Source organism: Herminiimonas contaminans, from assembly GCF_015645465.1.
Classification (GTDB): Bacteria; Pseudomonadota; Gammaproteobacteria; order Burkholderiales; family Burkholderiaceae_D; genus Oxalicibacterium; species Oxalicibacterium contaminans.
The window spans coordinates 24675-50325 of sequence record NZ_JADOEL010000003.1 but is presented as its reverse complement, the minus strand read 5'-3'; the positions used below and the strand labels follow the sequence as shown (position 1 = coordinate 50325).

At 54.7% G+C, this 25651-nt stretch carries 25 protein-coding genes; 7 read left to right on the top strand and 18 right to left on the bottom strand.

From position 1 onward, the window contains the following. Positions 1 to 22: 22 nt before the first annotated feature. Entirely contained in the window at positions 23 to 331 is a 309-nt protein-coding gene (locus IXC47_RS04740; protein ID WP_175626533.1) for a hypothetical protein, read from the bottom strand. A gap of 186 nt (positions 332 to 517) precedes the next feature. Then, positions 518 to 1351, bottom strand: coding sequence for a ferritin-like domain-containing protein (locus IXC47_RS04735; protein WP_175626532.1), 834 nt, complete (start codon positions 1349 to 1351; stop codon positions 518 to 520). A 169-nt stretch (positions 1352 to 1520) separates the two neighbouring features. On the opposite strand from IXC47_RS04735, the gene IXC47_RS04730 reads away from it, so the two are divergent. Together IXC47_RS04730 and hslO are read left to right on the top strand one after the other, a co-directional pair. Beyond that, entirely contained in the window at positions 1521 to 2045 is a 525-nt protein-coding gene (locus IXC47_RS04730) for a gamma carbonic anhydrase family protein (protein ID WP_175626531.1), read from the top strand. A gap of 2 nt (positions 2046 to 2047) precedes the next feature. After that, on the top strand, positions 2048 to 2974 hold the full coding sequence (hslO, locus tag IXC47_RS04725; protein ID WP_175626530.1) for an Hsp33 family molecular chaperone HslO: 927 nt from the start codon (positions 2048 to 2050) through the stop codon (positions 2972 to 2974). Between the two features lie 38 nt (positions 2975 to 3012). On the opposite strand, the gene ftsB is transcribed toward hslO, so the two are convergent. From ftsB to IXC47_RS04690, 7 genes are all read right to left on the bottom strand, one after another. Next, positions 3013 to 3345 carry a cell division protein FtsB gene (gene ftsB, locus IXC47_RS04720; protein ID WP_012079128.1) on the bottom strand — a complete coding sequence of 111 codons (333 nt, stop codon included), beginning with the start codon at positions 3343 to 3345 and terminating at the stop codon, positions 3013 to 3015. Between the two features lie 56 nt (positions 3346 to 3401). Further along, positions 3402 to 4685 (bottom strand): phosphopyruvate hydratase, encoded by a 1284-nt coding sequence (gene eno, locus IXC47_RS04715; protein WP_124575206.1) that lies wholly within the window; start codon positions 4683 to 4685, stop codon positions 3402 to 3404. 82 nt (positions 4686 to 4767) lie between these two features. Beyond that, positions 4768 to 6411: a CTP synthase gene (locus IXC47_RS04710; RefSeq protein ID WP_175626529.1), complete on the bottom strand. Its 1644-nt coding sequence runs from the start codon at positions 6409 to 6411 to the stop codon at positions 4768 to 4770. A 216-nt stretch (positions 6412 to 6627) separates the two neighbouring features. Beyond that, positions 6628 to 9042: a DNA internalization-related competence protein ComEC/Rec2 gene (locus tag IXC47_RS04705; RefSeq protein ID WP_195874869.1), complete on the bottom strand. Its 2415-nt coding sequence runs from the start codon at positions 9040 to 9042 to the stop codon at positions 6628 to 6630. Between the two features lie 12 nt (positions 9043 to 9054). Further along, positions 9055 to 9852: a TatD family hydrolase gene (locus IXC47_RS04700; RefSeq protein ID WP_195874868.1), complete on the bottom strand. Its 798-nt coding sequence runs from the start codon at positions 9850 to 9852 to the stop codon at positions 9055 to 9057. A 57-nt stretch (positions 9853 to 9909) separates the two neighbouring features. After that, on the bottom strand, positions 9910 to 10596 hold the full coding sequence (gene lolD / locus IXC47_RS04695) for a lipoprotein-releasing ABC transporter ATP-binding protein LolD (RefSeq protein ID WP_175626526.1): 687 nt from the start codon (positions 10594 to 10596) through the stop codon (positions 9910 to 9912). Beyond that, positions 10589 to 11854, bottom strand: coding sequence for a lipoprotein-releasing ABC transporter permease subunit (locus IXC47_RS04690; RefSeq protein WP_175626525.1), 1266 nt, complete (start codon positions 11852 to 11854; stop codon positions 10589 to 10591). Before IXC47_RS04690 ends, lolD begins: the two co-directional genes overlap by 8 nt. A 233-nt stretch (positions 11855 to 12087) precedes the next feature. Here IXC47_RS04690 and IXC47_RS04685 point away from each other — a divergent pair, with 233 nt between their 5' ends. Both IXC47_RS04685 and recJ read left to right on the top strand, forming a co-directional pair. Continuing rightward, on the top strand, positions 12088 to 13086 hold the full coding sequence (locus IXC47_RS04685) for a hypothetical protein (protein ID WP_230089402.1): 999 nt from the start codon (positions 12088 to 12090) through the stop codon (positions 13084 to 13086). Continuing rightward, positions 13083 to 14780, top strand: coding sequence for a single-stranded-DNA-specific exonuclease RecJ (gene recJ / locus IXC47_RS04680; protein ID WP_195874866.1), 1698 nt, complete (start codon positions 13083 to 13085; stop codon positions 14778 to 14780). Before IXC47_RS04685 ends, recJ begins: the two co-directional genes overlap by 4 nt. 3 nt (positions 14781 to 14783) lie before the next feature. Here recJ and IXC47_RS04675 read toward each other — a convergent pair whose 3' ends face one another. Further along, the gene (locus IXC47_RS04675) at positions 14784 to 15509 is read right to left on the bottom strand and encodes a hypothetical protein (protein WP_195874865.1); all 726 of its coding nucleotides are present in this window, start codon (positions 15507 to 15509) and stop codon (positions 14784 to 14786) included. A gap of 140 nt (positions 15510 to 15649) precedes the next feature. On the opposite strand from IXC47_RS04675, the gene prfB reads away from it, so the two are divergent. The 3 genes from prfB to IXC47_RS04660 all read left to right on the top strand — a co-directional run bounded on the left by prfB (position 15650) and on the right by IXC47_RS04660 (position 19193). Continuing rightward, positions 15650 to 16754 (top strand): peptide chain release factor 2 gene (prfB, locus tag IXC47_RS04670; protein WP_175626521.1). Its coding sequence is split into 2 segments (ribosomal slippage): positions 15650 to 15730 and positions 15732 to 16754, totalling 1104 coding nucleotides; the frame shifts between segments, so codons are not numbered across the junction. A 56-nt stretch (positions 16755 to 16810) separates the two neighbouring features. Beyond that, positions 16811 to 18346 (top strand): lysine--tRNA ligase, encoded by a 1536-nt coding sequence (gene lysS / locus IXC47_RS04665; RefSeq protein WP_175626520.1) that lies wholly within the window; start codon positions 16811 to 16813, stop codon positions 18344 to 18346. A gap of 184 nt (positions 18347 to 18530) precedes the next feature. Further along, positions 18531 to 19193, top strand: a complete 663-nt coding sequence (locus IXC47_RS04660) for a glycine zipper 2TM domain-containing protein (RefSeq protein ID WP_175626519.1) — start codon at positions 18531 to 18533, stop codon at positions 19191 to 19193. A 61-nt stretch (positions 19194 to 19254) separates the two neighbouring features. Here the strand turns inward: IXC47_RS04660 and iscX are convergent, their stop codons facing one another. The 8 genes from iscX to iscR all read right to left on the bottom strand — a co-directional run bounded on the left by iscX (position 19255) and on the right by iscR (position 25165). Beyond that, positions 19255 to 19449: a Fe-S cluster assembly protein IscX gene (gene iscX / locus IXC47_RS04655; RefSeq protein ID WP_195874864.1), complete on the bottom strand. Its 195-nt coding sequence runs from the start codon at positions 19447 to 19449 to the stop codon at positions 19255 to 19257. A gap of 23 nt (positions 19450 to 19472) precedes the next feature. Beyond that, a complete protein-coding gene (gene fdx / locus IXC47_RS04650; protein ID WP_175626517.1) occupies positions 19473 to 19811 on the bottom strand; it encodes an ISC system 2Fe-2S type ferredoxin in 339 nt (112 codons plus the stop codon). Between the two features lie 81 nt (positions 19812 to 19892). Further along, on the bottom strand, positions 19893 to 21755 hold the full coding sequence (gene hscA / locus IXC47_RS04645) for a Fe-S protein assembly chaperone HscA (RefSeq protein WP_195874863.1): 1863 nt from the start codon (positions 21753 to 21755) through the stop codon (positions 19893 to 19895). 117 nt (positions 21756 to 21872) lie between these two features. Further along, positions 21873 to 22388, bottom strand: a complete 516-nt coding sequence (gene hscB / locus IXC47_RS04640; RefSeq protein WP_175626515.1) for a Fe-S protein assembly co-chaperone HscB — start codon at positions 22386 to 22388, stop codon at positions 21873 to 21875. Positions 22389 to 22554: 166 nt separating this feature from the next. Then, a complete protein-coding gene (gene iscA / locus IXC47_RS04635) occupies positions 22555 to 22878 on the bottom strand; it encodes an iron-sulfur cluster assembly protein IscA (RefSeq protein ID WP_012079111.1) in 324 nt (107 codons plus the stop codon). 79 nt (positions 22879 to 22957) lie between these two features. Further along, complete coding sequence (gene iscU, locus IXC47_RS04630) at positions 22958 to 23362, bottom strand: Fe-S cluster assembly scaffold IscU (protein ID WP_012079110.1); 405 nt, start codon at positions 23360 to 23362, stop codon at positions 22958 to 22960. A gap of 58 nt (positions 23363 to 23420) precedes the next feature. After that, the gene (locus IXC47_RS04625; protein WP_175626514.1) at positions 23421 to 24674 is read right to left on the bottom strand and encodes an IscS subfamily cysteine desulfurase; all 1254 of its coding nucleotides are present in this window, start codon (positions 24672 to 24674) and stop codon (positions 23421 to 23423) included. Between the two features lie 17 nt (positions 24675 to 24691). Further along, a complete protein-coding gene (gene iscR / locus IXC47_RS04620) occupies positions 24692 to 25165 on the bottom strand; it encodes a Fe-S cluster assembly transcriptional regulator IscR (RefSeq protein WP_012079108.1) in 474 nt (157 codons plus the stop codon). Between the last annotated feature and the right edge of the window lie 486 nt (positions 25166 to 25651).

Sequence of the window (25651 nt, the reverse complement as noted above, 5' to 3'; positions counted from 1 at the left end):
GCGCGCTTGCTGGAAAAACTGCTTACTTGCTGGTGCTGTCTTTAGCGGAGTCTTGCATCTTCACGCCGACTTCTTCGACTTTTTTACCAGCCGCGTCTGTCATATTGGCAGCGCCCTGGCTAATGTCAGCCTTGGCTTTTTCTGCTTCGGCACTAACCTTCGCAGCTGCTTCATCTATTTTCTGCCCTGCCGCAGCTGCGGCCTGGTCTATCTTCTGGCCGGTGGTTTCCGCCGGGCCGCCACTGACTTCTTCTTTTTTCTGGCAGGCGGCCAATCCTGCGATCAACACACTAGCTGCGAGTAGCGAGATGAGAGTTTTGCTTGAATTCATGATTTTTCCCTTTTAGAAGTGATACGAAAAAGATGCCTCAAACCAAAATGCACTGGCAGAGAAACATCCCTACGCATTGCGATTATCGATACGACAATCTTTCCATCAGACTAAGAACGTTGAACCAAGTTTCCATTCATGCAGTAACAGGGTGTAACAAATGCAAACAACAGGTGAAGCGAAAATCTAGCGTGGCTCAGCTTGCAGCGCATCCAGCTCCGGCTCACTAAAACCGGCCGCCCGCCGTGCATCCAGATTGAATGGTCCGCGCAAAACAGGTGCTTTGTAGTGTACGGTCAAATCGGCATACGTTGTCACCGGATCAAGTCCACGCTCGTCACACAGCACTTTATACCAGTGATTGCCTATTGCCACGTGTCCTATCTCGTCGCGCAGGATGATATCCAGTATCTCTGCCGCAGCCTGGTCACCCGCCTGCGCCAGCTTGGCTCGGGTCAGCGGCGTGGCATCCAGCCCGCGCGCTTCCAGCGTACGCGGCACCAGCGCCATGCGCGCCAGGATATCGCTGCTGGTTTTGTCTGCCATTTCCCACATACTGTTGTGTGCGGGGAAATCACCATATTGATGACCCAATACCTGCAAATGTCCGGCCAGCAACGAGAAATGCAGCGCTTCCTCTCCTGCGACCTGCAGCCAGTCCGCATAATAAGCCGCCGGCATACCGACAAAGCGCCAGATTGCATCCAGCGCCAGGTTGATGGCATTGAACTCGATATGCGTCAGCGCATGGATTAACGCGGCGCGTCCCTCTGTCGTGCGCATGGAACGGTGTTTGACGAATTTGGGCGAGATCAGCTCGGGCAAGGCCGGGCGTCCCGGGATGCTCACTTGCGCCTGCAAAGAGGCGGCCGGACTCAGTCCGATTTGACCTGCCGCCCAGGATTTTGCCAATCCGATCACACCTGCGGCCTTGGCAGCGGCGTCGGTCTGCCCGGCCCAATACAGAGCCAGCGCGCGCAATTCATAGTTTGCGCCGGGCGTGGATTCGAGAATATGCATGTGAGTAACGTAAAATAGCGCTTTATTGGCGCAGCCAGGCTGGCTGCCATAATTCATTCGGCGCGGGACTTCCAATTCGGGAATACGACCCCAATTACGGAGATTGATCCGGCTACGGGACTTGTAGCCTGGTCAGGCACGATTAAAACCTTACTATTTTACTGACAACATGGCCATCTACCAATTAGGCGAGCACGTCCCTGACATAGCCACCAGCGCTTACGTGACGGATACCGCCACCGTAGTCGGACGCGTGACCATCAAGGACAACTCCAGCGTGTGGTTCCAGGTGGCCATACGTGGCGACAATGAAGACATCACCATCGGCCGTAACTGCAATCTGCAGGAAGGCGCGGTACTGCACGCAGACCCCGGCTTCCCGCTAACGCTGGCAGACAATGTCAGCGTCGGTCATCAGGCGATGATACATGGCTGCAGCATAGGTGAAGGCTCACTGGTTGGAATCCAGGCCATCATCCTCAACGGTGCCAAAATCGGCAAAAACTGCCTGGTCGGTGCCGGCGCACTGGTCACCGAAGGCAAGGAATTCCCGGATAACTCATTGATCATCGGCGCGCCTGCCCGCGCCATACGCACACTGAACGAGGCGGATGTCGCCAACTTGCAGCGCATCGCAAACAGCTATGTAGAGCGTGCGCGTGAATTTAAAGATAAATTGAAACGGATAGGATAAGCATGACCGATACACTACAAAAATTCATGTTCGAAAACACTGCGGTACGCGGTGAGCTGGTCGATGTTTCAGAGACATGGAAACATGTACAGGCCCGACGTGAATATCCTGCGGCGGTAAAAACCATACTCGGCGAAATGCTGTCGGCTGCTGCACTTTTGTCTGCCAACCTAAAATTCAATGGTGCCATCGTGATGCAAATCCACGGTGACGGCCCGCTGCGTTTGCTGGTAGTCGAATGCGACTCCGACCTGAATATGCGCGCCACCGCAAAGTTGGCTGACTCTGCAGTCATCGCCGACGACACCACCCTGACGCAGCTGGTCAACCAGAACGGCAGCGGTCGCTTTGTCATTACACTGGACCCGAAAGACAAACTGCCAGGCCAGCAGGCCTACCAGGGCATCGTGCCGCTGGATGGCGAGTCGGTTGCGACTGTCATCGAAAATTATATGATGCGTTCGGAACAGCTGGATACCCGCCTGTGGCTGGCAGCTGATGGCAATGTCTCACGTGGCTTGCTGCTGCAGAAATTGCCTGGCGAAGGCGGCATCAAATCGGCCAGCGGCGAAGAGATGGAACCATGGGATCGCTCTGTCATGCTGGCATCCACGCTGCGCACCGAGGAGCTGTTGTCGACTGATATCGAAACCGTGATGCGTCGCCTGTTCTGGGAAGAAGACATACGCATTTTCGATCCCAAGCATCCACACTTCCTGTGCAGCTGCACACGTGAAAAAGTCGGCTCCATGCTGAAAATGCTGGGCCAGGCGGAAGTGGAAACGGCGTTGGAAGAAATGGGAAAACTGGCGATAGACTGCGACTTCTGCGGTCAGCACTATGAGTTTGACCCGGTCGATTGCGCACAACTGTTCGTGAGCGAAGCACCGGTCGAAACACTGATCCCGGCCAGCCCGAGCAAGCACTAAAGCCAGCTATATGATGCGTGTCCTGCGACACGCATCATTCAACGTTTTTCTTTGGGTTCTACGACAGGCGGGGGAATCGAAACGAAGGTGGACTTCTTGTTAGGATCAAGAATCTGCACGAAGACTTCGTTTTCCTTGATCATGCCCAGCTCGTAACGGGCGCGTTCTTCAACGGCGCCGGTACCTTCCTTCAAATCCTGTACTTCGGAATTCAGTTTGGCGTTACGCGCCTTGAGCTCGTCATTCTTTTTCTGTGCTGCGACCACCTGGTGATCGAGGTCCCACACGCGCAGCCAACCGCCCTTCCCCAGCCACAGCGGGAATTGGATCAGCACTACCAGCGCTGCGAGGCAAAGAATAATGAGACGCATCAGACATCTACAAGGAAATTCCGGTCATACAGCAAGGCTGCATGACCGGATCATGCTTACTTCAAATTGTAGAATGCACCGCGGCCTGGATAGCTCGCGATATCACCCAGATCTTCTTCTATGCGCAACAATTGGTTGTACTTCGCCATACGATCCGAACGCGACATCGAGCCGGTTTTGATCTGCAGCGAATTGGTACCAACTGCGATATCTGCAATGGTCGAATCTTCGGTTTCGCCCGAGCGATGCGAGATCACAGCGGTGTAACCTGCACGTTTCGCCATTTCAATCGCAGCGAAAGTTTCGGTCAGGGTACCGATCTGGTTGATCTTGATCAGGATCGAGTTGGCGATGTTTTTCTGGATGCCTTCACGCAGGATCTTGGTGTTGGTCACGAACAAATCGTCGCCAACCAATTGCACTTTTTTACCCAATGCATTGGTCAGTGTTGCCCAGCCTTCCCAATCGTTTTCAGCCATGCCGTCTTCGATCGAGATGATAGGGTATTTGTCGCACCAGGTGCCCAGCAGGTTGGTGAAGTCCGCGCTCGACAAGGTCATGCCTTCGCCGGACAGATTGTATTTACCATCCTTGTAGAATTCGCTGGCTGCGCAATCCAGGCCCAACGCGATTTGCGTGCCTGGCTCGTAGCCGGCTTGTTCGATTGCTTGCAAGATCAGTTTGATCGCTGCTTCGTGGTTTTCCACCGAAGGAGCGAAACCACCTTCATCGCCTACCGAAGTTGGCAAGCCTTTGTCATTGATGATTTTTTTCAGGGTGTGGAACACTTCCGCACCGTAGCGGATCGCTTCGCGGAAGCTAGGCGCACCGACTGGAATAATCATGAATTCTTGCAAATCCAGATTGTTGTTTGCGTGGGCACCGCCGTTGATGACGTTCATCATAGGCACAGGCATTTGCATCGCGCCCGAACCACCGAAGTAGCGGTACAGTGGCAAGCCGGATTCTTCAGCGGCTGCCTTGGCAACTGCCATCGACACTGCCAGGGTCGCGTTTGCGCCCAGGCGTGATTTGCTTTCGGTACCGTCGAGGTCGATCAGGGTACGGTCGAGGAAAGCCTGTTCATTGGCATCCAGACCCATGATCGCTTCGGAGATTTCGGTGTTGATGTTCTCACATGCCTTCAACACGCCCTTGCCGAAATAACGGCTCTTGTCGCCATCGCGCAATTCGATTGCTTCGCGCGAACCGGTCGACGCGCCGGACGGTACGGCCGCACGGCCCATGACACCGGATTCCAGCAAGACATCGCATTCAACGGTCGGATTGCCGCGTGAATCAATTACTTCGCGACCAATGATGTCAACAATTGCACTCATCTAATTCTCCTAAATTACAAATTCTTTTAACGTTTGTATGAATATGGAAGCTGCTTCGATACTCTGCAGGGTTTAATCCCCTTTACTTCTTGGCCTGCCCTGCATGTTTGTGTGCCAGCGCCGCCTTGATGAACGAGATGAACAACGGATGTCCGTCACGCGGGGTTGACTTGAACTCAGGGTGATACTGCACGCCGACATACCAAGGATGCGCGGTACGTGGCAATTCCATGATTTCACACAGGGACTCGGTTGGGGTACGCGCCGAAACAATCAGGCCCGCATCTTCAACACGACCAAGATAATGGTTATTTGCTTCATAGCGATGACGGTGACGCTCGGTCACTTCATTGCCATAGATTTCTGCTGCCAGCGTACCCGGCTTGACTGCACAGGTTTGCGCGCCGAGGCGCATGGTGCCGCCGAGATCAGAATTGGCATCACGACGCTCTACTTTGCCGTCATGGTTTTGCCATTCATTGATCAGTGCGACCACTGGCTGTTCGGTATCCGGATCAAACTCGGTCGAGTTCGCCTTGGTCAGGCCTGCTACATCGCGTGCATATTCAATCAGCGCGACTTGCATGCCGAGGCAGATGCCGAGGTAAGGGATTTTGCTTTCGCGGGCAAAACGAGCGGACGCAATCTTGCCTTCCACACCGCGTTTGCCGAAGCCGCCAGGTACCAGGATCGCATCGTACTTGGCCAGGCATTGCGGGCCGGTCGCTTCGATTTCTTCCGAATCCAGGTATTCGATATTGACGCGGCTTTCGGTATGGATACCGGCGTGACGCAGCGCTTCGGTCAGCGATTTGTACGACTCGGTCAGGTCGACGTATTTGCCGACCATACCGATGGTGACGCTGTCCTTTGGATTTTCCAGTGCGTGCACCAGCTTGGTCCAGATCGACAGATCAGCTGGTTTCGGCGACAAGGCGAGTTTTTCGCAAACGATGCGATCCAGGCCCTGGTCGTGCAGCATTTGTGGAATCTTGTAAATCGTATCGGCATCCCAAACCGAGATAACCGCGTCTTCCTGCACGTTAGAGAACAGCGAAATCTTTGCACGCTCGTCGTCCGGAATCTGGCGATCCGCGCGGCACAGCAAGGCGTCTGGCGAAATACCGATTTCACGCAGTTTTTGCACGCTGTGCTGGGTCGGTTTGGTTTTCAGTTCACCGGCAGACGCCAGGTAAGGAACCAGGGTCAGGTGTACGAATGCAGCGGCATTACGGCCAGCACGCAAGCTCAACTGACGGGCAGCTTCAAGGAAAGGCAGCGATTCGATATCGCCGACCGTACCACCGATTTCCACCAGAGCAACATCAAAACCTTCAGCGCCACGATAGATGTAATCCTGGATCTCGTTGGTGATGTGCGGAATAACCTGTACTGTCTTGCCCAGATACTCACCGCGACGTTCCTTGCGGATTACGGATTCATAAATCTGGCCAGTCGTAAAGTTATTCACCTTGCGCATCTTGGCAGTGATGAAGCGTTCATAGTGACCGAGATCAAGATCGGTCTCAGCGCCGTCTTCAGTAACGAAGACTTCACCGTGCTGGAACGGACTCATCGTGCCTGGATCAACGTTGATATACGGATCGAGCTTGAGAAGAGTGACTTTGAGGCCGCGCGATTCGAGGATCGCAGCGAGAGAGGCGGCGGCTATCCCTTTACCCAGGGAAGACACAACGCCGCCAGTGACGAATACAAACTTGGTCATTACAGAAGGTGCCGAACGGCACATGCGGGAAATTCAAATTATACCGCAAACCCACCTGGTTCTTCGAGGTTTTCAGATGAATTTAAAGCCGGTGAAACAAATTCCCCGGTTTCCATCCGGCCGCATGCAAGCTCGCATCGGCAAAACCTTGTGGCATAAGGCTTTCCGTCAAAACCGCCAAAAGTACAAAAATCACAACGCCGCCGGAACGCCCTGTCAACGCCCGTACCAGTAGCGCGCATGTTCGCTGCGATAGTCACTTACCTGCATCTGCTGGGCAAAGCGCAGGCTGATCGCGCCGGTATCATCGCTGCGCAAACGCGAGATCCCCAGCGCTCCGTAGCGATCGTAGACTTCCTGCTTCGGATGGCGGTAACGGTTGCGATAGCCAACCTGGAATACCGCGTATTGCGGATCAACGGCACGCAAAAATGGCTCAGTCGAAGAAGTACCACTGCCATGGTGCGGTGCCAGCAATATATGGGCACGCAAATTATCGCCCTGGTTTGCGACCAGCTCAGCTTCCTGCCGCGCCTCTATATCACCCGGCAACAGGACTGCATACTCACCCACGCTGATCTTCAACGTACAACTGCGCGCATTCGGCTTCCACTTGCTGCTGTCATAGCTCTCTGGTGACGGGTGTAAAACTTCAAAGCGCGCCCCATCCCACTCCCAGGCCTGCCCGGCCGTACAACGCTGGTGCGATGGCGCGGCACTGACTATCGGATGGTCGAGCGGCAAGGAACTCGACAGCTGCGCAACTTCTATTTCCTTCAGGATGGATAAAGCGCCGCCTGAATGATCATTATCGCTATGCGAAATCATCACAGCGTCGAGCCGATTAATCCCGCGCGCGTGCAGATAAGGCAGGATCACGCGATTACCGCCATCCGATTCCGGCGAGTAAACGGGGCCGGTATCGTAGAGCAGGCGATGTTTTTCCGTTTCCACCAGTAAGGCCATACCCTGCCCCACATCAAAGGCCGTCACCCACATTTCACCAGCACGCGGATGAGTGGCAGTATTGAGCAGCAAAGGCAGCCAGGCGAACGCGCCCAGATAACGCACCGGCCAGCCGCGTGGCGCCAGCATCCACAGAGTGCCGAACAAGGCCAGCCCAAACATCCACCAGCCTGGAATCGGTACCGTCCAGACCGCCAGTTGCCAGCTACTCATCCAGCCCAGCAATTGCGCCAGCATCTCAACCAGGAAATGCGCTGACACTAAACACCAGGCAGACAAAGGCGCGGGCAATACACTGCCTGCAAGTGCCAGCGGCGTCACAAAGAAACTAACCAGTGGTATCGCCACTGCATTCGCAATCGGGCTGACCAGCGAAGCTTGGCCAAACAAGAGGACGGTGAATGGAACCAGCCCTAGCGTCACTGCGTATTGCGTCAAGCCGGCATTCTTCAAACCGACACGCCAGCGTGCGCCAGCGGACTGACTCGGTGGCCGCGCGCGTCCTACGCTGACGTAGAGGATCACCGCGACAGCACCAAACGATAACCAGAAGCCTGGCCCCAGCACCGCCCACGGATCAAGCAAGACCACCACGCCCAGCGCCACACACAATACATAAGAGACGTTGGTAATCCGACCGTGCCACAAGGCCAGTGCCACCACCGTCAGCATATACAGCGTACGCTGTGCAGGTACACCAGCACCGGCCAGCAAGACATACACCAGCGCCGCCAGGCCACCTGCCAATGCCGCGGCTTTTTGCGCAGGTAAAAACAAAGGCAGTCGTGCCGAGGTGAAAAAAGAACGCCGCCACAATGCAAAGACCAGACCGGCAAACATGGCCGCGATCATGGTGATGTGCAAACCAGAAATGGAAATCAGGTGCGAAACACCGGTTCGGTTAAATACGGCCCAATCCGATTGACTGATCGCACGCTGATCCCCCACCACCAACGCCACAATCACACCCGCGTAAGGCTTGCCCTCCAGCGTTCGTTCTATACGCGAGCGCAACCAGCCGCGACCGCGTTCAACCACATTGTTGAAGCTAAACACAAATGGAGAGAGTCGCTGATTCTTGAGCTCGGCTTTTTGATCCGGACGCACATAGCCGGTGGCACGGATATTTTGCTCCAGCAACCAACGCTCGTAATCAAAGCCATATGGATTCGCATTGCCATGCGGACGCTTCAGTCGCAGCGTCAGTTGCCAGCGCTCACCGGCATGTATCTCGCTGACCGGCGTCGCATCGGCCGGATTGAAGGAGGTGTACCAGGACAAAGCCAGCTTGCCGGGTATAGTCGGCACCACACCATCTACTGGCAACACGTCTTCCACCGCAAAATTAAAGCGCACGCCACGCTCAAAATAATTCGGCAGGCTGGCAACAGTACCTATCACGGTAATGTCCCGGCCTTCCAGCTCCTTCGGCAATTCATGCGATAAATAAAATTGCGCGAACAAGGCTGCCCAGACGAAACCCAGCGCCGTGCCGAATAGCACGAACAAGGGCATTTTGAATTTCTTCAGGATGGAGTACCGCGCCAGTGCAATCAATACACAGGCTGCAATCAGGAGCAGCAGGATGGTGAAGTATTGTGGCAGCGTAGCGCACGTTTGCAGCCAGGCCGCACCCAAGACAAAGCCAAGGATTGCACTACGCATGCCGACCAGGAATTAGATAAAGCTGCCCAGCCGCGGCATCACGGCAAGCGCATTGGCGGTCGTCTGGTGTGCGACCTCATTCAGTGGAAGTTCACGCAATTCAGCCAATACCTGGCCTATACGCGGCAATTGCCCAGGACTATTGCGTTCAGGGTGCAGCCAGGCCGGCGAAATATCGGGTGCATCGGTTTCCAGCACGATGGCTTCGATCGGCAAGGTCGCCGCCATGCGCCGGATTTGCAGCGCACGGGTAAATGTCATCGCGCCGCCAAAGCCGAGTTTGAAATTCAGTGAGATGAAGGTTTCAGCTTGCTGGAAGCTGCCATTGAATGCATGGGCAATGCCGCCGACCACTTTGATGCGACGCAAGTATTTCAGGATGCTGTCTTGCGAACGCCGCACATGCAGCAGTACTGGCAAGTCAAAGTCGCGCGCAATCTTGAGTTGCTCTGCATAAAAGAATTCCTGCTTCTCACGCATCTCCGGCGTGGTCAGCATAGGCACAAAGAAATCCAGGCCTATCTCGCCCAAAGCAACAAAACGGGGATCGTTCATGGCCGCAGCCACTGTCTCGCGCAAGAGAGCGAGATCACTTTCCTCGGCCTGCGGCACATAGATGGGATGGATGCCGAGGGCGTAACTGCAATTGGCATGCTTGCGTGCCAGCTCGGCCACCGTCACGAAGTTATCGCGCGCAACCGCCGGGATCACGATCATGCCGACCTCGCTTTGCGCCGCTTCGACTGCAATGGCGTCTTCAACACCTGCAAACTCGGCCGCATCCAGATGACAGTGTGTATCTACCCACATATCAACTATGCGCAATCAGATGATGGCAATGCAAATCATCCATAGCTATCCCGAAAATCAATCCGTATAAGGCTGCAGCCCCTCATCCGACAAACGCAGAATCCGGTCGCAGTGCGTCGCCAACTCAACATCATGCGTCACGATGATAAACGCCGTACCCAAGGTACGCGACAACTCGAGCATCAGATCGAATGTCTTTTGCGCAGTTGCACGGTCCAGGTTACCGGTAGGTTCATCTGCCAGTACACACGCCGGTTGTGTCACCAGCGCGCGCGCCAAAGCCACGCGTTGTCGTTCACCACCGGACAACTCACCCGGTACGTGTGTAACGCGATGCTCGAGCCCTACCCGTGCCAGTATCTTGCGCGCTGTTTCATGCGCTTCCGCACGCGGTACACGCCGTATCATCAGGGGCATCGCAACATTATCCAACGCAGAAAACTCTGGTAAGAGATGATGGAACTGATACACAAAGCCCAGCGACTGGTTACGCAAGTCACCACGTTTCTTTTCATCCAGCGTCGCGAAGTCCTGTCCCAACAAGGTTACTGAACCCGCACTAGGCGTATCCAGGCCACCCAGCAAATGCAGCAAGGTCGATTTGCCGGAACCGGAAGCGCCGACGATGGCCACACGCTCACCTTTGACGATATCCAGGTTGATGCCTTTCAGTACATTGACCGAATACTTCCCTTGCGTGAAAGTCTTAGCCAGATCGCGGCACGCCAATACTTGATCACTCATAACGCAATGCCTCCGCAGGTTTTACGCGGGCAGCCCACCAGCTTGGGTACAGCGTCGCAACAAAAGAAAGTACTACTGCCACACTGCCGATGGTCCAGACATCATTCCAGCGCAGATCAGATGGCAGTTCGCTAATTAGGTAAATATCCTTGGGCAGGAATTGCACGTGCAGCAAGCGTTCGATAAACGGCACGATCACATCGATATTCGACGCAATCAACACACCACCACCAACGCCCAGTGCCGTACCTATCAGGCCGACCAAAGCGCCCTGGATCATGAAGATCTTCATGATGGAGCGTGGCGATGCACCGAGGGTACGCAGGATCGCAATATCGGCCTGCTTGTCGGTCACTGTCATCACCAGCGTGGACACCAGGTTAAACGCGGCGACCGCAATGATCAGGGTCAGGATGATGAACATCATGCGTTTTTCTGTTTGTACCGCAGCGAACCAGTTACGGTTCTGGCGCGACCAGTCACGTATCAGCACATTGCCGCTGATGACTTGCGTCAAATCCATCGCGACTTGTGGCGCACGCTGCATGTCGGCGATTTTCAGGCGCAAACCGGATGGCGCTGGCAGTTTGAACATAGTCATCGCATCATTAATATGGATGAAAGCCAGCGTCGAATCGTATTCAAAGTGACCGGAATCGAAAATGCCAGCCACGGTAAATTGCTTGAGACGCGGAATCACACCTGCCGGCGTAACCTGCCCTTGCGGCGCAATCATCGTTACCTTGTCGCCCAGCTGCGCGCCCATGCTACGGGCCAGCTCATTGCCCAGCACGATATTGAACTCACCGGCACGCAAATTATTCAGGCTACCCTGGCGCACTTGCGACGCAACATCCGAAACCTTGGGTTCTTCCGCTGGCAACACACCACGCACCGCGACGCCACGCAAAGTGTCATCACGCGTCATCATGGCTTGGGCATCCACATAAGGTGCAGCGCCCAGCACTTCCTTATTCGTGAAGGCTTCACGCGCAGTCGCCTGCCAGTCCGGCAGCGCACCTTGCGGCTCGAAGATCTCTATATGCGAGAGCACCGACAGCATGCGGTCACGCACCTCCTTCTGGAAGCCGTTCATGACCGACAACACAATAATCAGTGCCGCCACGCCGAGCGCAATGCCCGCCATCGAAATCAGCGAGATGAATGAGATAAAGCTGTTACGACCACTGCGTCGCCCGGCACGCGTATAGCGTATGCCGACCAGCCATTCGAAAGATAAGTTTTTTATGATGCTCAAAGAGGGCTCCTGAATGCAGCACGCAGTTTGCCATACATTCCCCTTTGCCAGTACAGCCCGAGGGTGAAAAGCGGCAAGCGTACCAGCGATTGACTATGCCGTATCAACTTACGTTCCCGGCAGATACAAATCCGGATTAGCGATCCAGATAGCAGTGCATCACGCAATTGCCCTACAATCGCGGCATGACTCAACTTGCACTCCTTTTACCGTACGCCCTGCCACAGAAAGAAATGGCACGCGACCTCATGCGTGAGCTGAAAACGCCCGCACTCGCCACCCTGCTCGGACGCGGCGATTTGACCGAACACCTGGCATTTGACGGCTTTGCCCGCAGCCTGCCGCATGAAACATGGCTGGCGCGGCAATTCGGCCTGGGCAGCACAGGCGACACCAGCCCCGCCGCCGCACACAACGCGATGACCGCCTACGGCCTGCCAAGCGCAGATGGCACCTGGTTCATTCTGCAGCCTGTACATTTACACATCGCCCGCGATCACCTGGTCCTGACAGACACCCAGCAATTGCAGCTGGCGGAAGAAGATGCGCGCAGCCTGTTTGAGGTCATCCAACCTTTATTTGCCGAAACCGGCCAGACGCTGCTGTATGGCGATGCGCAAACCTGGTTCCTGCGCGCCGATGAATTATCCGCTTTGCAGACGTCAACTCCGGGCGCAGCCTGCGGCCACAACATCGACATCTGGATGCCCAAGGGCGAAAAAGCGCGTGACTGGCGTCGCCTGCAAAACGAAGTCCAAATGCATTGGCATGCCCATCCGACCAATGAAGCACGCGAAATGCGCGGCTTGAAACCGGTCAATTCGGTTTGGCTGTGGGGTGCCACAAGCAGTGGCAATGCGGCTCCGGCACAGAAATTTGAAGAAACATTCAGTTTATCCACCGGGCGCAATCCGCTGATCGGCGCAGAGCTCAGACAGCGTGCCGTGAGTTCCGCCGCCGAGCTGTTAGCCACTCATCCGCAACGCGGCCTGCTCACACTGGAAAGCCTCATCGCCCCGGCGATGGCTGGCGACTGGTCGGAATGGCTAATGCGCCTGCAGGCGATGGAAGGCATCTGGTTTGCGCCTTTGCTGGAAGCACTGAAAAACGGCCAACTAGACCAGCTCAGCCTCACCCTCAGCAATAACACCGCCTTGTCGACCATCACCAGCAGCAAATCGTCGCTGCGCAAATTCTGGCGTAAAGCATCCCTCACCCGACTGGCACCATGACCCGTATTACCACCCGTCCCTATCCATTCCGCGATGCTGAACGCATGGCACAAAGCGGCGTGCACCCGGTCATGGCGCGCCTGTATGCCGCGCGCGGCTTGCTCGACCTGAAGGAATTGAATAGCGAACTGACTGCACTGATTCCGCCGCCCGGCCTGCTGCAAATAGATGTGGCCGCCAGCTACCTGGCCGACGCGATCGCCGCTAAAAAGAAACTCATCATCGTCGCCGACTACGACTGCGATGGCGCGACCGCCTGTGCGGTTGCGCTGCGTGGTTTGCGCGCGATGGGTGCCATCGTCGACTTCATCGTGCCGAATCGCTTTGAATATGGCTATGGCCTGACACCGGAAATCGTCGCCCTCGCCGTCCGTGAAAAAACGCCCGACGTCATCGTCACCGTCGACAACGGCATCGCCAGCATAGATGGCGTGGCCGAAGCCAATCGTCGCGGCATCGATGTGGTCGTGACCGACCATCACTTGCCCGCTGACACGCTGCCGGCAGCACGCGTCATCGTGAATCCGAATCAGCCGGATTGCGGCTTCCCGAGCAAGAACCTGGCAGGTGTAGGCGTGATGTTTTACGTGCTGCTCGCCTTGCGCGCAGAAATGCGCAAGCGCGGCATCTTCGACGCACAGACCCAACCCAAGCTGGATAGCCTGCTCGACCTGGTCGCACTCGGCACTGTGGCCGACGTGGTCAAACTCGATGCCAATAACCGCATCCTGGTCGCCCAAGGTTTGAAGCGCATGCGCGCCGGACGCATGCACGCAGGCGTTGCCGCCCTGTTCCGCGCGGCCGGACGTGAAGCCCGTCGCGCCTCGCCGTTCGATCTTGGCTTTGCACTGGGGCCGCGCCTGAATGCCGCCGGTCGCCTGTCGGACATGTCGCTAGGCATAGAATGCCTGACCACCGACGACGAAGGCCGCGCCTGGGCTATCGCACAGCAACTCGATGAAATCAATCGCGAGCGTCGCAGCATAGAAGCGGATATGCAGGACACCGCGCTGCTCTTGCTGGAAAACTTCAATCCGCAAGACAAGACCACCATCAGCGTATTTGATCCGAGCTGGCATCAGGGCGTGATCGGTATCGTCGCCTCACGCCTGAAAGACAAGTTTTACCGCCCGACGATTACCTTTGCCGATGCCGGAGATGGCTGGATCAAGGGTTCGGGTCGCTCGATTGCAGGCTTCCATTTGCGCGACGCGCTGGATCTGGTATCCAAGCACGCTCCGACACTGATCGATAAATTTGGCGGTCACGCGATGGCGGCTGGTTTGACGATACGGGCAGATGCACTGGATGCGTTTACCGCAGCGTTTGAAGCAGTCGGCAAGGACTGGCTGGATCAGAATCAGCTGGAGCGCGTGGTAGAAACCGACGGCCCGCTGGAAACCGCTTACTTCACTACGCAATTCATAGAATTGATGGAAGCCCAGGTATGGGGCCAGGGCTTTGCGCCGCCAGTGTTTTGCGATGAGTTCCGCGTCGTCAACCAGCGCATCCTGAAAGAACGTCACCTCAAGCTGACATTGGAAAAAGACGGTGCCAGCTATGACGCTATCTGGTTCGGCCACATAGACTCGCTACCGAATCGTGCGCGCGTCGCTTTCCGTCTCGACGCGAATGAATTCAATGGCCGTACCCGCGTCCAGTTGCTGGTCGAGCATGCTGAGGCTGCAGACTAAAAATCAACGCACTGGCAGGAATTGCAGGAAGGAACCGCCGATCAGGTTTTGCACATAAGTGATACCGGCACGGCGGTACTTCTCAGTCAGGAACTCGGCCATCAGGTCGAGTCGACCGACCACCTTGCCGAATTCGCGCTCAAAGCTCAGGTTGCGTCCGTTTTCGCTGATATCGTCGGCCAGCAGCAAAACCCTGCCATTGCTGTCACGCCGGCTGCCCAGCAGCCACACCGCGATTTCGATATTGCGGGCGGCATTGTAGATATGCTGCGCATCCAGCCCGTCGATCAGGAAAAATTCGGTTTTGCCATCATGCGCGGCGACTATCATGTCGGCACTGCCATAAATCAGCGCCGCCACCCGGTCACCACTGAATTCAGGACTCAGCGCCAGGGACAGTGCCTTGATGTCGCGCTGGCCCTGCAGGCCCGGCCACGGCTGACGCTGCTCCACCGCAGCACGCACCCGCTTGATGCTTTCCTCACGGCTGGTGCCGGTTTTACGCCATTCGGCAGGATTGCGCTTGTATAGCTTATCCATCAGCAGATACAGGCTTTCCAGATTGTCACGCATGGCTATCGTGGCAATCCGGTTGGTATCCGACTGCGCCATCTCTTTACCGCTGGCTGACATCCCCTTGACTTCCCCGCGTGGCGCCGGGGTCGTGGAACAGCCTGTCAGTACCGCACATACGCAAAAAAACGCGCAAATGTGTCGCGACCGCTCCATATTTGTTACTCCCTGAATAATATTTATCAGTAGTCCTAATATTGAAAAAACGATATCCCAAGCCAGTTTGCCCTAGAAACTGGCTTAAAAGCAAACACTAGCTCAGGTATAATTCACGGTTTGATTGCTGAAGAAATATCATGGAAGCTGAACGCTTAAATTCCCTCGAATCCCTGCTCGCCGATCTCACGACTCGCGCGGCCGAACTCCGGAGGTATCTTTGACTTCGATGTGAAGTCAGAGAAACTCGACCAGGTCAACGGTGAACTCGAAGACCCGGATGTCTGGAACGACCAGAAACGCGCCCAGGACCTGGGCAAAGAAAAGAAATCGCTGGAAGCGATCGTCCATACGCTCATCAAAATTGATTCCGAGCTGAACGACGCGCGCGATCTGTTTGAAATGGCGCGTGAAGAAAAAGACGAAGACACCATCGTCGCCATCGAAAACGATGCACAGGAATTGCTGAAGCTGGTTGAAGGCATGGAATTCCGCCGCATGTTCAACAATCCTATGGATGCCAACAACTGCTTTATCGATATCCAGGCTGGTGCTGGTGGTACCGAGGCGCAGGACTGGGCATCGATGTTGTTGCGCCAATACCTGCGCTATTGCGAACGCAAAGGCTTCAAGGTCGAAATCCTCGAACAATCCGACGGCGAGGTTGCCGGTATCAAAACCGCGACCCTCAAGGTTGAAGGAGACTACGCCTACGGCTTCCTGCGTACTGAAACCGGCGTGCATCGCCTGGTGCGCAAATCGCCGTTCGATTCGGCCAATGGTCGTCACACCTCGTTCTCCAGCTTGTTCGTCTACCCTGAAGTCGACGACTCGATCGAGATCGATATCAATCCGGCCGACGTCCGCATCGACACCTATCGTGCGTCCGGCGCGGGTGGTCAGCACATCAATAAAACCGACTCCGCTGTGCGTCTGACGCACGCTCCGTCCGGCATCGTCGTGCAGTGCCAGAACGACCGTTCGCAGCATCGCAACAAAGCCGAAGCATGGGACATGCTGAAAGCCAAACTGTTTGAGCTGGAATTGCGCAATCGCATGAGCGAACAGCAAAAGCTGGAAGACTCCAAAACCGACGTCGGCTGGGGTCATCAGATCCGTTCCTACGTACTGGATCAGTCCCGCATCAAGGACTTGCGTACCAACTTTGAAACCGGCAATACCAAGGCGGTACTCGACGGCGACATCGACGATTTCATCGCCGCATCGCTGAAGCAAGGCGTATAAGCAGCACCGAGTACCTCCGTCAATAAAACACATTTACATACAGATTGTTGCCTCCCATGACTACGCACAACGACGACGCTGCAGCAGCGCTACCGCAAGACGAAAACAAAATCATCGCCGAGCGCCGCGCCAAGCTGAGCACCTTGCGTGAACAAGGTATCGCGTTCCCGAACGACTTCCGTCCACAACATAAAGCAGCCGACCTGCACGCGCAGTACGACAGCAAGACACGCGAAGAACTGGAAGCCGAGCCAGTCACCGTGACGCTGGCAGGCCGCATGATGTTGAAACGTGAAGCAGGCAAGAAAGCGGCATTTGCCACCTTGCAGGATGCGTCCGGACCGAAAGCCGATGGCCGTATCCAGATCTACGCAACGCTGGACCTGACCGGTGAAGCGGCGATGGCGGCACTGCATCACTACGACCTCGGCGACATCCTGGGCGTAGTCGGCACCCTGTTCAAAACCAAGACTGATGAATTGACCATCAAGGTTACCGAACTGCGCTTGCTGACCAAATCGCTGCGTCCATTGCCGGATAAATTCCACGGCCTGGCCGATCAGGAAACCAAGTATCGCCAGCGTTACGTCGACCTGATCATGAATGAAGATACACGCCGTACCTTCAAGGCACGTACTGCTGCGATCGCATCGATACGCCGCTTCATGGCAGAGAACGACTTCATGGAAGTCGAAACACCGATGTTGCACACGATCCCTGGCGGCGCTGCAGCCAAGCCTTTCGTGACGCATCACAATGCGCTCGACATGGAAATGTTCCTGCGTATCGCACCTGAGCTGTACCTGAAGCGCCTGGTTGTCGGCGGCTTCGATCGCGTCTTTGAAATCAACCGTAACTTCCGTAATGAAGGCGTCTCGATACGCCACAATCCGGAATTCACGATGATGGAATTCTATGCGGCGTACACCGATTACAAATGGCTGATGGACTTCACCGAAGCCGTCATCCGTCAGGCAGCGATCGATGCCCACGGCACCGCCACCCTGACATACGGCGGTCGCGAACTGGACCTGGCGAAGCCTTTCCATCGCCTGACCATCGTCGGTGCAATCAATAAATACGCGCCGCAATACAGCAACGAACAATTGCACGACGCCGAATTCATCAAGGCTGAACTGAAGAAATTCGGCGTCAAGCCACATGCCCACTCCGGCCTCGGCGCGTTGCAACTGGCACTGTTTGAAGAAACTGCGGAAGCGCAACTGTGGGAGCCGACATACATCATTGATTACCCGGTTGAAGTATCGCCACTGGCACGTGCTTCGGATACCGTCGAAGGCATCACCGAGCGCTTTGAGTTGTTCATGGTTGGTCGTGAAATCGCCAACGGCTTCTCCGAGCTGAATGATGCAGAAGACCAGGCAGCACGCTTCCAGGCACAGGTAGCCGCCAAGGACGCAGGCGATGAAGAAGCGATGTACTACGACGCTGATTACATCCGTGCGCTGGAATACGGCATGCCTCCGACCGGTGGCTGCGGTATCGGTATCGATCGCCTGATGATGATCATCACCGACTCGCCGAATATCCGTGACGTATTGCTGTTCCCGCACCTGCGTCGCGAAGACTAAGTTTCCATATGAAAACAAAAAAGGACTGCTTCGGCAGTCCTTTTTTTATTGTGAGAAACTAAATGTTGTTTTCAGGTGTGTATCGTTACATAGGCTTACATTTGACACAGGTTTCGGCTTTTTATTTAACTGGTAGCGCGCAATACTGCAGCTACTCGAACAATAACCACTAGCTGGGGGAACCATGGAAACCAATAACACTACTAGTCGCATACACCCACTCATCGCCGCTGCTGCTGTCGCAGTATTGCTGGTCTGTCTGGTTGGTATCGCCGCCATGACCGGTATGCTGCCTAACTCAAACAGCTCCGGTTCACAAAAAGAAGCCATCGCCGCGCTGGAAAAAGAAGCCGCTGATAAAGCAGCAGAAGCACAAGCTGCCGAAGAACGTGCCGATCAGGCACGTCGTGAAGCTGACGAACGCCAGGCCGCAGCCGCCAAGGCAGCGAAGCAGGCACAAGCCCGTGAAAACTCCAGCAACAAGCTGGCACAAGCAGCACCTCCAGCCCAGGTTTGCAGCAACTGCGGTCGCATCGAATCCATCCGCAGTGTACAAACCGCAGCCAAACCTAGCGGTGTCGGTATCGTCGGTGGTGCTGTAGTTGGTGGCTTGCTCGGTAACCAGATCGGTAACGGTAACGGCCGCAGCCTGGCAACAGTAGCTGGTGCAGTCGGTGGCGGTTATGCCGGTAACGAAATCGAGAAACACACCCGCACCACTACGACCTATGAAGTGCGTGTCCGTATGGACGATGGTCGCATCCGCACCTTCCCATACAACAACCCACCTAACTGGAGCAACGGCGACCAGGTTCGCGTAGTTGATGGTTACCTGCGCCCACGATAATCCTTGATGGCCATAAAAAAAGCGACCTGCGGGTCGCTTTTTTTTCGTCACAATGAAGTGATTATTTCGCTTCTTCTATCCATGCCATCTGGATCGCTTCGAGGATTTTTTCACCTGAGTGATCCGGTGCATCGTCAAAGCCATCCAGTTCACATACCCAGCGATGCAGGTCGGTAAAACGTATCGTCAAAGGATCGATGTTTGGGAATTTATCGTTCAATTCTTCCGCAATGCGGATGGTGTCTGTCCATTTCATATCAGCTCTCCCGGCAATAAGTTTTAGTGATTTTCGCTGGCATGATTAATTGTATAGCGTGGAATCTCAACCACCAGGTCTTCTTCCGCTACGATGGCCTGGCAGGACAGGCGCGATGAGGCTTCCAGGCCCCAGGCCTTGTCCAGCAAATCTTCTTCAGTTTCACCGGCTTCATTCAGCGAAGCAAAGCCCTCGCGCACGATCACGTGGCAAGTTGTGCAGGCGCAGGATTTCTCGCAAGCGTGTTCGATATCGATATCGTTTTCCAGCAAAACATCACATATCGATTTGCCTGCAGGCGCTTCGATTACGGCACCGTCCGGGCACAAAGCATGGTGGGGAAGAACAACGATTTGGGGCACTTGGTTTACCTCGAAAGTTTAAGTTTTAATGCACACTGCTTAGCCTGACTACCCTTCACCCACAGGATGAAGAGCGATGTATCAAATTTCGTCCAGTTTCTTGCCAGAAAGCGCAGTTCGTACGCTGCGATCCATGCGACGTGCGGCAAATTCTTCCGTCCCTTGCGCCAGGGCTTCGACTGCCGCCTTGATCGCATGATGGTCGTTACCGGTGCTGCTTTGCTGCACGGCAGCCAGCAAGCCGGTAACGGATGCACGCTCATCATCAGACAACAAGCCACCATCTTCCGCCAGCGCGGATTGCGTCGCCAGTACGATGCGCTCTGCTTCCACCTGCTCTTCGCGCAAGGCACGCAAAGCCATGTCGACATCTGCCGACTTGAATGAATCCTGCAGCATCTGCGCGATTTGGTCGTCTTCCAGACCATACGAAGGTTTGACGCTGATCGAAGCTTCGACGCCGGAACGCAGTTCACGGGCAGAAACAGAGAGCAAGCCATCCGCATCCACCTGATAGGTGACGCGTATGCGTGCTGCGCCCGCAGCCATCGGTGGAATGCCGCGCAATTCAAAGCGAGCCAGCGAACGGCAATCGCTCACCAGTTCACGTTCGCCCTGCACAATATGGATCGCCATCGCAGTCTGGCCATCTTTAAAAGTCGTGAATTCCTGCGCGCGTGCACATGGAATGGTCGAGTTACGTGGAATGACTTTTTCAACCAGGCCACCCATGGTTTCTATACCGAGCGACAAAGGAATCACATCCAGCAACAACCAGTCGTCGCCTGCGGCACGATTACCGGCCAACAGATTGGCTTGTACCGCCGCGCCGAGCGCCACGACTTTATCCGGATCAATATTCGCCAGCGGCGTAGCCTGGAAAAACTCACCGACCGCTTTACGTATATGCGGCATGCGCGTCGCACCACCCACCATCACAACGCCATCGACGTCATCCACGGTCAGGTCAGCATCGCGCAATGCTTTCTTGGTGGGCGTAATGGTTTTCGCCACCAGATGCTGCGTCATTTTGACAAACTCTTCAGCCGTCACTGTCAGGTGCACTTCTTCGCCCGAACCCAGTGCTGCATCTATGCGTGTTTCTGCCTTGGTCGACAGCAATTCTTTCGCTTCGCGCGACTTCACCATCAGGACGCTGAGGTCTTCATCGGACAAAGGCGACAGTTTGGCTTGTTCTATGATCCAGCACAGCAGGCGATGATCGAAGTCGTCACCACCCAGCGCGGAATCGCCACCGGTAGACAGCACTTCAAATACGCCCTTGGTCAGTTTGAGTATGGATACGTCGAAGGTGCCGCCACCCAGATCGTAGACTGCGAACACACCTTCAGAGCCGTTATCGAGACCGTAGGCAATCGCTGCAGCGGTCGGTTCGTTCAGCAGGCGCAAGACGTTCAAGCCAGCCAGCTTGGCTGCATCCTTGGTCGCCTGGCGCTGCGCATCATCAAAATACGCAGGCACGGTAATCACTGCACCGACCAACTCATCGCCCAGCGCATCTTCTGCCTGCTGACGCAAAGTGGCGAGGATCTCAGCGGAAATTTCTACCGGGCTTTTGACACCAGCCACGGTTTTCAGCTGCACCATGCCAGGTGTGTCGAGGAAATCGTAAGGCAGGTTTTCAACATAGGCGATGTCTTTCAAACCACGGCCCATGAAACGCTTGACCGACGCTACCGTATTTTTTGGATCAGTATTTTGTGCTGCCAGCGCCTTGTAACCGATTTGCGCGTGACCGTTCTTCATGTAGTGCACGACGGACGGCAGCAAGGCGCGCCCTTCTTCATCGGTCAATACTTCAGGAATACTGTTGCGTACTGTCGCGACCAGAGAATTGGTAGTACCGAGATCAATACCGACTGCCAGCCTGTGCTGATGCGGCGCGGTAGACATGCCGGGTTCGGCGATTTGAAGAAGAGCCATATTCGTTTGTAACTTATCTCAAGATGGGATGACGGTCATACTGCGGCCATCATCGTTAGCGCGTGATTGCTAGCTACGCGCATTAATCGGTTTTACTGCAATCGATGCCATGCCCTATCAATCCGGCAAGGCATCCAATGCATAAGAAACTTCTTCGGCAAATTTTTCCAGGAACATCAGCTGGCGCACTAGTCCGGCCGCTTGCGTAAAGTCGTTCGCATCCAGCAAGGTGCCGATCTCGGCTACCGTGGTTTTGCGTGCGGCGCGAATCGCGCTGTCCAGCTCATCCAGCTCTTCACTGCTTTTGTGTGCACGTGCGTCGTCCAGCGCTTCGCGCCACTCCATTTGTTGCATCAGGAATTCAACCGGCATCGCGGTATTGGACTCGACCTGCAGATCGACACCATTCAGTTCACACATGTAAGCCGCGCGCTTGAACGGGCTCTTCAGTGTCTGATAGGCCTCATTCGCACGGGTCGCCCATTGCATCGCCACGCGTTTCTCGGCATCCGACGCATGTGCAAACTTATCAGGGTGAACCTGGCCCTGCACGCTGTGATACGCGCCATCCAGTGCCTTCAGGTCGACGGCAAAGCGCTGCGGCAGGTGGAAGAGTTCGAAGTGGTTTTGCATGCTTGTGCGCTGGCTATGGGCTGGCTTTTAGTGCGATGCGACACATCGCATCAGTGAATACTCAGGGAATATCCGGTTTATTAAATAAAAAAGCCTGCGCACATTCGACAGGCTCTCTCTAAAGAAGGCATTCCTGCCGGAGCGCAAACGCCCCTGCAGCCAGCTATCAAATACGGAAGCTTTCGCCGCAACCGCATTCATCCTTGACGTTCGGATTGCGGAATTTAAAACCTTCGTTCAGACCTTCACGTGCAAAGTCCAGCTCGGTGCCGTCGATGTACGGCAAGCTCTTCGGATCGACAAAGACTTTGATGCCATGCGATTCAAACACGCTATCTTCATTGGCGCTTTCGTCCACATATTCCAGCTTGTAGGCCAGACCGGAACAACCGGTCGTGCGCACGCCGAAACGAAGGCCGATACCCTTGCCGCGCCGTTCCATATAGCGAGTAATGTGCTTCGCTGCTTTTTCAGTCAGTGTAATTGCCATGATCTTTGCTCTAAAAGATTGTCCGGACTGTGCCACGCGCATCCGCAAGGACACGCGCTGCACAGACGCTTAAACAAGCTTAAGCCGCTTCTTTCGATTCAGCTACGCCGTGCTTGGTTTTGTAGTCCAGCACTGCTGCCTTGATCGCATCTTCTGCCAGAATCGAGCAGTGAATCTTGACTGGCGGCAAAGCCAGTTCTTCCGCGATTTGCGTGTTCTTGATCGACATTGCTTGGTCCAGGGTTTTGCCTTTGACCCATTCGGTCACCAGCGACGACGAAGCAATCGCCGAGCCGCAGCCGTAGGTTTTGAACTTGGCATCCTGGATCACGCCGTCAGCGCCGACCTTGATTTGCAATTTCATCACGTCGCCGCAAGCCGGTGCACCGACCATGCCGGTACCGATGGTTTCATCACCTTTGTCGAAGGCACCCACGTTACGTGGATTTTCGTAGTGATCGAGAACTTTATCTGAGTAAGCCATTTTGATACTCCTTGTTAAGCCTTATTCCTGCCATTCAGCGACAGGAATGAGAACGATATTAGTGCGCTGCCCATTGGATCGTGCTGATATCGATCCCGTCTTTATACATATCCCACAGCGGCGACAATTCGCGCAGCTTGTTGACTTTTTCCTTGATCAGCTTGATCGTGAAATCCACGTCCTCTTCCGTCGTAAAGCGACCGAAAGTGAAACGAATCGAACTGTGCGCCAATTCATCGCTGCGACCGAGCGCTCTCAATACATAAGATGGTTCCAGACTGGCCGAAGTACAAGCCGAACCTGAAGAAACAGCCAGATCCTTGATTGCCATGATCAGCGACTCGCCTTCAACATAGTTGAAGCTGACGTTGAGGTTGTGCGGTACGCGGTGATCCATATCGCCGTTGATATAGACCTCTTCCATATCCATCAGGCCTTTGGCCAAACGGTCGCGCAAACCCTTGATACGGGTGATTTCTTCATCCATTTCTTCACGTGCGATACGGAAAGCTTCGCCCATGCCCACGATCTGGTGGGTTGCCAGCGTGCCCGAACGCAGGCCGCGCTCATGGCCACCGCCGTGCATTTGCGCTTCGATACGGACGCGTGGTTTGCGGCGTACGTACAAGGCACCGATACCTTTAGGACCGTAGGTTTTGTGTGCAGTAAATGTCATCAGGTCGACTTTGGATTTTTCCAGGTCGATCTTCACTTTGCCGGTTGCCTGTGCAGCGTCGCAATGGAAGATGATGCCCTTGCTGCGGCACAATTCGCCGATTTCATCGATAGGCTGGATCACGCCGATTTCATTGTTGACCAGCATCACCGATACCAGAATGGTGTCAGGACGAATCGCTTCCGCCAATTGCTCGATAGTGATCAGGCCATTGTCTTGCGGTTGCAGATAAGTTGCTTCAAAACCCTGGCGCTCCAGTTCACGCACGGTATCCAGCACAGCTTTGTGCTCGGTCTTTACCGTGATGATGTGCTTGCCCTTGGTTTTATAAAATTGTGCCGCGCCCTTGAGTGCGAGGTTGTTGCCTTCCGTTGCGCCCGAAGTCCAGATGATTTCACGTGGGTCAGCGTTGACCAGTGCAGCGACTTGCTCACGTGCGTCTTCCACTGCCTTCTCAGCCGTCCAGCCATACATATGGCTGCGCGAAGCCGGATTACCGAACTGCTCACGCAGGTACGGAATCATTTTGTCAGCGACCCGTGGATCGATAGGCGTAGTCGCCGAATAATCCATATAAATCGGGAAATGCGGCGCCTTGATCGTATCAATCAGGCTTTTGTCTAACGGGGCGTTCATCTTTTAAGCTCCAATAATCAAACGGCTGCGTGGTTGCGGTGCACAACCACCACGCATTGTTCAGAAATCTTTTGTTTTTGCTGGTCAACCAAATCTTTTAACGACACAGAATCGAGATAATCCACCATTTTTGCATTTAGCGTTGCCCACAGGTCATGCGTCATGCAACGACCACCGTGTTCATGCTCAGGGCTATGGCAATTTTCCTTGCCACCGCACTGCGTTGCGTCCAGAGGTTCATCGACGGCAATAATGATATCTGCCACCGTCACGTCTTCTGCACGACGCGCCAGGTTGTAACCACCACCTGGTCCGCGCACGGATTCAACGATTTCATGACGGCGCAACTTGCCAAACAACTGCTCCAGATACGACAGCGAAATCTCTTGTCGCTGGCTGATTCCGGCGAGCGTGACCGGACCATTGTCCTGGCGCAATGCCAAGTCAATCATTGCTGTTACAGCAAAACGTCCTTTAGTCGTCAAACGCATGAATCTTGCCTCCAGTGATCAACAGGAATGAATAAACCGAGTGGTTGATCGATTCACTCAAGTATAACAAACTTGACTGAATCTGTCAGGTACCCGCTTTTTCCGATTTGCCGGGATACAACAAGGCTTTTCCGCCAACATTTCCAAGTCGATATTTTATAAGCCACCCAGCCTGACAACATTGACCAGCGTCACTAAGCCAGATATTGCATCGCATAAAAATCAGGTTTTTATGCGCCAGCAAATTACCCTGCGATAGCCAGCAGGACGCACGCAAACCCAAGCCGCAACCGTCCCGAAGCACCGAATTCACCCCAAACACCATTAGCCAAAATAATTATTTGAATGATTATTCAATCAATTTAATTAAACTTTCCAGAGCAAAACCCAAAATAACAGCAATAGAAGAAAGCACATTTCACACTGATTTAGTACAAATATGACTTTGAACGAATATTCAATTTATAATTGACCCTTCGTTAATTG